General features: G+C 71.4%; 8 protein-coding genes. 5 read left to right on the plus strand and 3 right to left on the minus strand.

Features of this window, described 5'->3' with window-relative positions:
• The first annotated feature begins 43 nt into the window (after positions 1-43).
• Both Q5716_RS14705 and Q5716_RS14710 read left to right on the plus strand, forming a co-directional pair.
• The gene (locus Q5716_RS14705; protein ID WP_305003907.1) at positions 44-3,805 is read left to right on the plus strand and encodes an AAA family ATPase; all 3,762 of its coding nucleotides are present in this window, start codon (positions 44-46) and stop codon (positions 3,803-3,805) included.
• 5 nt (positions 3,806-3,810) lie between these two features.
• Positions 3,811-3,999 (plus strand): hypothetical protein, encoded by a 189-nt coding sequence (locus Q5716_RS14710; protein ID WP_305003908.1) that lies wholly within the window; start codon positions 3,811-3,813, stop codon positions 3,997-3,999.
• A gap of 91 nt (positions 4,000-4,090) precedes the next feature.
• Here the strand turns inward: Q5716_RS14710 and mscL are convergent, their stop codons facing one another.
• From mscL to Q5716_RS14725, 3 genes are read right to left on the minus strand one after another with little or no spacing between them, the layout of a single operon-like run.
• Entirely contained in the window at positions 4,091-4,519 is a 429-nt protein-coding gene (mscL, locus tag Q5716_RS14715; protein ID WP_305003909.1) for a large conductance mechanosensitive channel protein MscL, read from the minus strand.
• Between the two features lie 9 nt (positions 4,520-4,528).
• Positions 4,529-4,834, minus strand: coding sequence for an FmdB family zinc ribbon protein (locus tag Q5716_RS14720; RefSeq protein ID WP_305003910.1), 306 nt, complete (start codon positions 4,832-4,834; stop codon positions 4,529-4,531).
• A gap of 7 nt (positions 4,835-4,841) precedes the next feature.
• Complete coding sequence (locus Q5716_RS14725) at positions 4,842-5,426, minus strand: 5-formyltetrahydrofolate cyclo-ligase (protein ID WP_305003911.1); 585 nt, start codon at positions 5,424-5,426, stop codon at positions 4,842-4,844.
• A 27-nt stretch (positions 5,427-5,453) separates the two neighbouring features.
• Here Q5716_RS14725 and galU point away from each other — a divergent pair, with 27 nt between their 5' ends.
• The 3 genes from galU to Q5716_RS14740 are packed head-to-tail and all read left to right on the plus strand — an operon-like array spanning position 5,454 to position 7,872.
• Positions 5,454-6,344, plus strand: coding sequence for a UTP--glucose-1-phosphate uridylyltransferase GalU (galU, locus tag Q5716_RS14730; protein ID WP_305003912.1), 891 nt, complete (start codon positions 5,454-5,456; stop codon positions 6,342-6,344).
• A 3-nt stretch (positions 6,345-6,347) separates the two neighbouring features.
• On the plus strand, positions 6,348-6,995 hold the full coding sequence (locus Q5716_RS14735) for a GNAT family N-acetyltransferase (RefSeq protein ID WP_305003913.1): 648 nt from the start codon (positions 6,348-6,350) through the stop codon (positions 6,993-6,995).
• A 58-nt stretch (positions 6,996-7,053) separates the two neighbouring features.
• Positions 7,054-7,872: a hypothetical protein gene (locus tag Q5716_RS14740; protein WP_305003914.1), complete on the plus strand. Its 819-nt coding sequence runs from the start codon at positions 7,054-7,056 to the stop codon at positions 7,870-7,872.
• Positions 7,873-8,081: the final 209 nt, after the last annotated feature.

Below are 8,081 nucleotides of genomic sequence, written 5' to 3' on the forward strand. Positions count from 1 at the left end.
GTTTGTGCCGGGATTCGGCGACCCGGGCTCTTAAGGTGGCGGTGTGTGGCGTGCTGACAGACACCCCGAGGACTACCGGGTCGAGCCCGACCTCGTCGAACCGGACGAGGTCGACGAGCACTTGCGCGCCTCCGCGCAGGTCACGGCTCCGCACGTGCTGAGCCTCGGCGACCCGAGCCTCAAGCTCGGCAACGTCGCCGAGCCCGCCTGGCTGGACTGGCGGGCGGAGCTCTCCCGCGTCGGCGGTCGCAACCCGCTCCTGCACTTCGAGGACTCGCCGCGCACCCGCATCGAGCTCTCGACGACCCACCCGGGAGGGCTCGCCCAGTTCATCACCGGCAAGACCACTCTGCTGTCGAGCCTCATCCGCGACGAGATCGCCTTGCGCAGCGCCAAGCTCGCCGCCGCCGCCGTGGCCGCGAAGAGCCTCGACCTCGCGACGGCGCGGGGCATCGACTCCGTCCACCTCGGCATCGGCATCGCCGAGTGGGAGTGGGAGGGCCGCTCGTTCCGCGCCCCCGTGCTGCTGCGCCCGCTCGCCATCCGCCGGTACGGCCGCGACTTCGAGATCAAGCTCCGGGGCAGCGCCGTGCTCAACCCGGCGTTCGCTCGCGCACTCGACGAGCAGTTCCAGGTGACGCTCGACGCCCAGTCCTTCGTCGCCCTCACCGACGACTCGGGCACCTTCAAGCCCAACGCGATCATCGACCGCCTCCGCGGGCTGACGTCGCACATCGAGGGCTTCCGGGTGAGCCCCCGGCTCGTGGTCTCCTCCTTCGCCGAGGTCGCCGCTGCCCTCGTCGCGGACGCCGACAGCCTCGACCACCCCGTGCTCGACGCGCTCGCCGGCAACACCTCCGTCGCGGAGCGCCTCGGCCAGGACTACGCCCCCGTCGAGCCGGTACCCGCGGACGAGCGGTCGCCCCAGACGGATGCCCTGCTCCTCGATGCCGACGCCGAGCAGGAGCACGTCATCGCCCAGATCGCCGCGGGCAACTCGCTCGTCGTGAAGACCCTGCCGGGAACCGGCGGCACCCAGACGATCGTCAACGCGATCGGCGCCCTCGTGGGGCAGAACAAGCGGGTGCTCGTGGTGAGCCCGCGACGGGCATCCCTGCAGTCGGTCTCGCACCGCCTCGCGGACGTCGGTCTTCCCGGACTGGCCGTTCAGCCGCGGTCGCTGCGGCGGGACATCGTGCGCTCGATCGCGCGCAGCGAGAAGGCGAAGCAGCCCAACGTCGGGGAGATCGACGAGGCGCTCACCCGGCTGCGCAAGGTGCTGCTCGACTACCGCGGCGCGCTCGGGAAGACGGATGCCTCGCTCACCGTCTCCGTGCTCGACTGCGTCTCGGAGCTCAGCCGCCTCGCCCTCCTGCCGGAGCCGCCCCGCACGACGGCGCGACTCAGCCGCGGCGCCGTGGAGCGCCTCGCGGCCGACCGCAGCCGCGCCGCCGAGATCATGGTCGCCGCCGCCAAGCTCGGGGAGTTCAAGTACGGGCCCGGCGACTCGCCCTGGTACGGCGCCCAGTTCGCCAACGGCGACGAGGCGCTGCGCGCCCACGAGGTCGCCAAGCGGCTGCACTCCGAGTCGCTGCCGCGACTCATCCAGCGCGCGAACGAACTCATCGCGGGCACCCACCTGCGCCCATTCCAGAACGTGAGCGAGCTCGGCGTCTACTTGCGCCTCCTCGTCGACCTGCGCGACACGCTCGACAAGTTCCTGCCGATGGTCTTCGACCGCTCCCTCACGGAGCTCATCGCCGCGACCGCCCCCCGCAAGGACTTCCCCGACATGACGAGCGGCAACCGCCGCCGGCTCAAGAAGCTCGCCATGGAGTACGTCCGACCCGGAGTGCGCATCGGCGACCTTCACGGTGCACTCGTGCGAATCCAGCAGCAGCGAGTGCTCTGGCACCGCTACGTCGCGGAGGGCGCTGTTCCCGAGGTGCCCGTGGGCATCGGCGACGTGCAGGTCGCGTACCAGCAGGTCTCCCAGGACCTCGCCTCGCTCGACGTGCCCCTGGGGCTCACGACGCGCGAGTCGCAGCTCGAGAACCTGCCCATCGCCGAGCTCGTGGACCGCATCGCCGGGCTCGCCGCCGAGTCGGACGTGCTGCACAACCTTCAGGACCGCACCGCCCTGATGGGGGCCCTCCGCGAACTCGATCTCGACCCGCTCATCGAGGACCTCGCCCGCCGCCACGTGCCCGAGGAGCGCGTCGCGCTCGAGCTCGAGCTCTCGTGGTGGAAGTCGGCGCTGCAGTACTTGCTCGAGTCCGAGCGCGCCCTGCTCGGCGCGAACATCTCCGTGCTCGACCGGCTCGAGGCCGACTTCCGGCTCGTCGACGAGGCTCACGCGGCATCCAGCGCGCAGATCCTCGGGTGGCAGCTCGCGGAGACGTGGAAGATCGGGCTCGTGGACTGGCCCGACGAGGCGACGCTGCTCAAGCGGCTGCTCCAGCGCGAGACCGTGACATCCTTCGACCTCCAGACGACCGCACCGCACCTGTCGCGGCCCGTCGCGCCCGTGTGGCTCGCGTCGCCCTACGAGGTGCCGTCGATCGTCGACACCATGCCGTTCGACACGGTCATCCTGGTGGATGCGGGTGCCGTCACCGTCGCGGAGGCGGCGGGCGCCATCCGCCGCGCGAAGCAGGTGGTCGCCTTCGGCGACCCGGTCACCCAGACGCCCGCCCCGTTCGAGATCGCCGTCGGCGAGGGCGCGCCTCTGCCCGCGCCCGACGTGGACGACCTGCACGCGGCATCCGCGCTCGCCCGGCTCGGCAGCCTGCTGCCCACGCTCACGCTCACGCGCAGCTACCGCCCCGGCGGCGAAGACCTCGCCGAGCTCGTCAACCGCCGCTTCTACGGCGGGCGCATCCAGTCCCTCCCGTGGGCCGGCAGCTTCCTCGGTCACGGCAGCATCGCGCTCGACTACGTCGAGGACGGGCACGGGATGCCCGACCCGGACTCCGGCGCCGTGCACAGCCCCGAGGCCGAGGTCGAGCGCGTCGTCGAGCTCGTTCTCGAGCACGCGTCGCGCAAGCCGCACGAGTCGCTCATGGTCATCACGGCGAGCGAGAAGCACGCGGTGCGGGTGATGCAGGCGGTCCTGAGCGCCCTGTCGAGCCGCCCGGAGCTCGTCGAGTACGTCATCGGCGACCGACCCGAGCCGTTCGCGGTGTACACGATCGAGCAGGCCGTCGCCCAGAGCCGCGATCGCGTCATCTTCTCCATCGGGTACGGCCGCACCCCACACGGCCGGGTGCTGAGCGACTTCGGCGCGCTCGGCGAGCCGGGCGGCGAACGGCTGCTCGCTGTCGCGATGACTCGCGCGCGGCGCTCCATGGTGATCGTGAGCTCGTTCCAGCCCGAGGACCTCGACGACGGCCGCATGAAGCACGGCGCCGTCGCGCTCGCCGAGATCCTCGGCGAGATCGGGGCGCGCCAGCTCGAGGAGCACGTGCCCGACGACAGCGAGCCGATGCTCGTCGACCTCGCGAAGCGGCTCGAGGCGCGCGGCCTGCGCGTCGCGCTCGGGCACCGGGGCAAGCTCGGGCTCGTGGCATCCCGAGGGGGAATGTGCATCGCCATCGAGACGGACGCCGTCCTGCTCTCGTCGAGCCTGCGTGAGTCGCTGCGCTTGCGACCGGAGCTGCTGCGACGCCTCGGCTGGCACTACCTGCGAGTGCACGCCTTCGAGCTGTTCAGCGAGCCGGACACCGTTGCGAACCGCGTCGTCACGATGCTCGGCGGCGACCCCGCCCCGATCACCGAGCCGATCCCCGTGGTCGCGAACGCCTGAGCGCCGTGGCCGAGCACCGCGCCGACGATCCGGTGGACCGACCGCGGGCCGAGCGGCGCAGCCGTCGGGTGCGCACGGATGCCCCTCCCGGCTCCGACCCGAACCCCGTCGCCGAGCCGCCCCGCCACCGCGCCGACGAGAACGACGAGCAGTTGCGCCGCGACGTGCCCCCGCACTGGGGCGCGCGCCCCTAGCCGCTCCTCAGGGGCTCGCCTCACTCGCACTAGCGTGCGGGCTTTCACGAGCCCGTGAGAGCGAGGTGAGCCCTCGCGGAGGGGGAAGGGATTAGGCGGTGTGCTTGCCCTTCTCCGCCGCGAGCAGGTCGCGGATCTCGGCGAGCAGTTCGAGCTCCGTCGGGGGAGCGGGCTCCGCCTCCGCCGCCTCCTCCTTCTTCTTGCGGAACGAGACGCGCTTCAGGTAGTTGATCGGCACGATGAGCGCGAAGTACACGACGATCGCGACGAGCAGGAACTGGATGATCGCGCCGATGACGGCGCCGAAGTACATCGTCGCGGTGCCGCCCGAGGTCGTGGGGATGGACACGGGGAGCGCCTCGGCGAGGCTCTCCGCGTTGAAGAGCGCCCCGATCGCGGGGTTGAGCACGCTGTTCACGATGGCGTTGACGATGCCGGTGAACGCGGCGCCGATGACGACGGCCACCGCGAGATCGATGACGTTGCCGCGGAGGATGAACTCCTTGAACCCCTTCAGCACGCTCGTCCCCTAGCTCGCGGTCGAGGAGCTCGAGGAGCTCGAGGCCGACGAGCTCGCCGCGGGGGCCGCCGCGGGTGCGGGAGCGCTCGACGACGAGCTCGACCCGGATGACTCCGCCGACGAACCGCCGCCCGACCCCGCCCTGCTATCGGTGCGGTAGAACCCGGAGCCGCTGAACGTCACACCCACGGGCGAGAACACCTTGCGCAGCGCACCGCCGCACGTCGGGCACACGGTGAGCGAGTCATCCGTGAAGGACTGGTGGATGTCGAAGGCGTTGGAGCACTCGGTGCACCGGTAGGAGTAGGTGGGCATGGTTCCTCTAGGGCTGGAGCGCGACGATGCCGGACGGGGTGACGACCCCGTCGACGCGCTGGTCGTGTCGTTCGGACGGCACGCTGTCGACGAGCTCGTCGTCGAAGATGACAGCGTAGACGGGCGGGCAGTTCTCCATCGAGCCGAGCGTCTTGTCGAAGTAGCCGCGGCCCCAGCCGAGGCGCATCCCCGAGCGGTCGACCGATGCCGCCGGCACGAGGATGAGGTCGACGTCGTTGATGGCGATCGGCCCGAGCAGCTCGGTCGTGGGGGTGGGCATCCCCATCAGGTCCTCGTCCTCCTGCTCGCCGTCGTACGGCGCCCAGTCGAGCAGGCCGTCGGCCCGCGAGACCGGAAGGAGCACCCGGATTCCCTGACCGCACGCCCACGACAGGAAGTCGCGCGTGCCGGGCTCCTCCGGGGTGGAGAGGTAGGCGGCGATGGATCGCGACCCCAGGTCGCTCGCGAGGTCGACCAGGTGCTGCGTGATCGCCGCCGCCTCGCGCTCGCGCTCCGTCGCCGTGCGGATGCGTCGGCGCTCGCGGAGCTCGGCGCGCAGCGCCCGCTTCTGGGACTCCGGCCCGTCCGTCATGGACTCCATTGTAGATAGCCTGGTCCCATGGGGTTTCGCATCACGAAAGCAGTCATCCCGGCGGCGGGCCTGGGGACCCGCTTCCTGCCGGCGACCAAGGCCATGCCCAAGGAAATGCTTCCGGTCGTCGACAAGCCGGCCATCCAGTACGTCGTCGAGGAAGCCGTCGAGGCGGGGCTCACCGACGTGCTCATGATCACGGGGCGCAACAAGAACGCCCTCGAGAACCACTTCGACCGCGTCACCGAGCTCGAGTCGACGCTCGAGCAGAAGGGCGACTTCCAGCGCCTGCAGAAGGTCGAGTACTCCAACGACCTCGCCGACATGCACTACGTGCGCCAGGGCGACCCCCGCGGGCTCGGCCACGCGATCCTGCGGGCGCGGATGCACGTCGGCGACGAGCCCTTCGCCGTGCTCCTCGGCGACGACCTCATCGACGAGCGCGACGTGCTGCTGTCGCGGATGCTCGAGGAGCAGTCGGAGCGCAACGCCACCGTCATCGCGCTCATGGAGGTGGACCCCGCATCCGCCCACCTGTACGGCATCGCGACCGTCGAGACGACCGACGAGGACGACGTCGTGCGCATCACCGACCTCGTCGAGAAGCCCGCGCCGGGCACCGCGCCGTCGAACCTCGCCATCATAGGTCGCTACGTACTTCAGCCGGAGGTCTTCGAGGTGCTCGAGCGAACCGACCCGGGAAAGGGCGGCGAGATCCAGCTCACGGATGCGCTCCTCGAGCTCGCTCGGAAGGACATCGCGGGCGGCGTCTACGGCGTCGTCTTCCGCGGCCGCCGGTACGACACCGGCGACCGGGTCGACTACATCAAGGCGATCGTGCAGCTCGCGGTCGAGCGCGACGACCTCGGTCCCGAGCTGCGGCCGTGGCTCAAGTCGTTCGCGGACACGCTGGGCTAGGCGATGGCGCTCGGCATCCCCGCCCTCAGTGAGGGGCGCACGGGCATCCGGCCCATCCGGCTGCGGGATGCGCGCGCGCTCGAGAGGGAGCTCGCCGCGAACCGCGGGTGGTTGCGCAAGTGGGAGGCGACGAACCCGGTCGGGCCCGGCCCGTTCGACGTGCGGTCGAGCATCCGGGCCCTGCAGCAGAACGCGCGGGCCGGTCACGGTCTGCCGTTCGTGATCGAGTACGACGGCCAGCTCGCGGGCCAGCTCAACGTGTCGTCGATCGCGTACGGCTCGCTGTCGTCGGCGACGATCGGCTACTGGGTGTCGGAGAAGTTCGCCGGCCGCGGGGCGACCCCGACGGCCGTCGCGCTCGCCACGGATCACGCCTTCTTCGGGCTGGGGCTGCACCGCATGGAGATCTGCATCCGGCCTGAGAACGGGCCCTCGCTGCGGGTCGTGGAGAAGCTCGGCTTCCGCTACGAGGGGCTGCGGCGGCGGTACATCCACATCGACGGCGACTGGCGCGACCACTTCTGCTTCGGCCTCACCGTCGAGGAGGTGCCCACCGGGGTGCTGCGCCGCTGGCTCGACGGGCGAGCGCCCGCGGATGCCGCCGAGGTGCCCGCTCTCGACCGCGCGAAGGCGTCGCGACCGCTCGTGTGACCCGGACTTCCGGCGCGGCTCCCGCGATCCGGGCGCTGCCGCTCGTACCTTAAGGGGCATGGAACTCACGGGTCTCGGCGGCGGCATCATGCTCGCCATCGCCGCGGGTCTGTGGCTGGTGTACCTCGTGCCCAGTTGGCTGAAGCGTCGCGAGTACATGGCGACCGAGAGGAACGCCGTGCGACTCCAACAGACCATCCGCGTGCTCGCGGAGACGACCGAGGCACCTACTCAAGCGCTGCGCCGCGCGCCCGCCGGGCCGGTCGCCGTCGGGCGGCCCGTTCAGCCCGCGCCGCGCCCTGCCCCGCACGTTCTCGCCGCGCAGCGACTGCGCCGCACCCGGATGCTGGCCGCCGCCGTGCTGCTCGGGTCCGTAGTCGTCGCCCTCGCGCAGATTCCGGTCCTTGCTTCGGGGGCCGCGGCGGGAGGGAGCTGGCTCGTCCTCGGCGGTGCCGGCCTCGCCGCGCTGTGCGCCGTCGCGCTGCTCGGGCGGCTCGCGGAGGTCTCCCGGGCGCGTCGTGCTCCGGCTGTGGTGCGTCGATCGCAGGGGATCGTCGACCACCAGTTCGAGAGCGAGCAGCCGGTGCGCACCGAGTGGACGCCCGTGCCGGTGCCGAAGCCGATGTACCTGTCGCGCGGTGAGGCTCCGACGGAACGGGCATCCGCGAGCGACCTCGCCGAGTCGCTGCGCCGCGCCGCCGCCGAGGCGGAGGAGGCGCTGCGTGCCGCCGAGCCGCCCGCTGTCCAGCCCGCGGCAGCGGGGCCGCCCGTGGCTCCCGCCGCGACGAGCCGCTTCGCGGCGATGGGCGTCGTGGATGACTCGGCCATCCGCACCCCGGACCTCGACGCCGCGCTCGAGCGCCGCCGCGTCGGCTGACGTCGCCCGGTTCCTTCTGTCCCTACGTCCCGCTCGCGGACAGTTTTCCACAGTCCGGCACCATGAGAACACGCGTTCGAATGTCGCTGCTAGATTTGAGGTATGAACACCCTGAGTCTGCCGGCGTTGCATGCGTTCTCGCGTGCGGATGCGGCGGCGCTGTCGGATGAGCGGCTGCTTGAGGAGCAGCGTGCGTTCGCGGCGGCGCG

The sequence above is a fragment of the Antiquaquibacter soli genome, from assembly GCF_030580675.1.
Classification (GTDB): domain Bacteria; phylum Actinomycetota; class Actinomycetes; order Actinomycetales; family Microbacteriaceae; genus Rhodoglobus; species Rhodoglobus soli.

Bases quoted from the DNA above. Each gene is read 5' to 3' on its own strand.
- Q5716_RS14720 (WP_305003910.1), bottom strand. From the start codon at position 4,834: ATGCCCACCTACTCCTACCGGTGCACCGAGTGCTCCAACGCCTTCGAC.
- Q5716_RS14725 (WP_305003911.1), bottom strand. From the start codon at position 5,426: ATGACGGACGGGCCGGAGTCCCAGAAGCGGGCGCTGCGCGCCGAGCTC.
- galU (WP_305003912.1), top strand. From the start codon at position 5,454: ATGGGGTTTCGCATCACGAAAGCAGTCATCCCGGCGGCGGGCCTGGGG.
- Q5716_RS14735 (WP_305003913.1), top strand. From the start codon at position 6,348: ATGGCGCTCGGCATCCCCGCCCTCAGTGAGGGGCGCACGGGCATCCGG.
- Q5716_RS14740 (WP_305003914.1), top strand. From the start codon at position 7,054: ATGGAACTCACGGGTCTCGGCGGCGGCATCATGCTCGCCATCGCCGCG.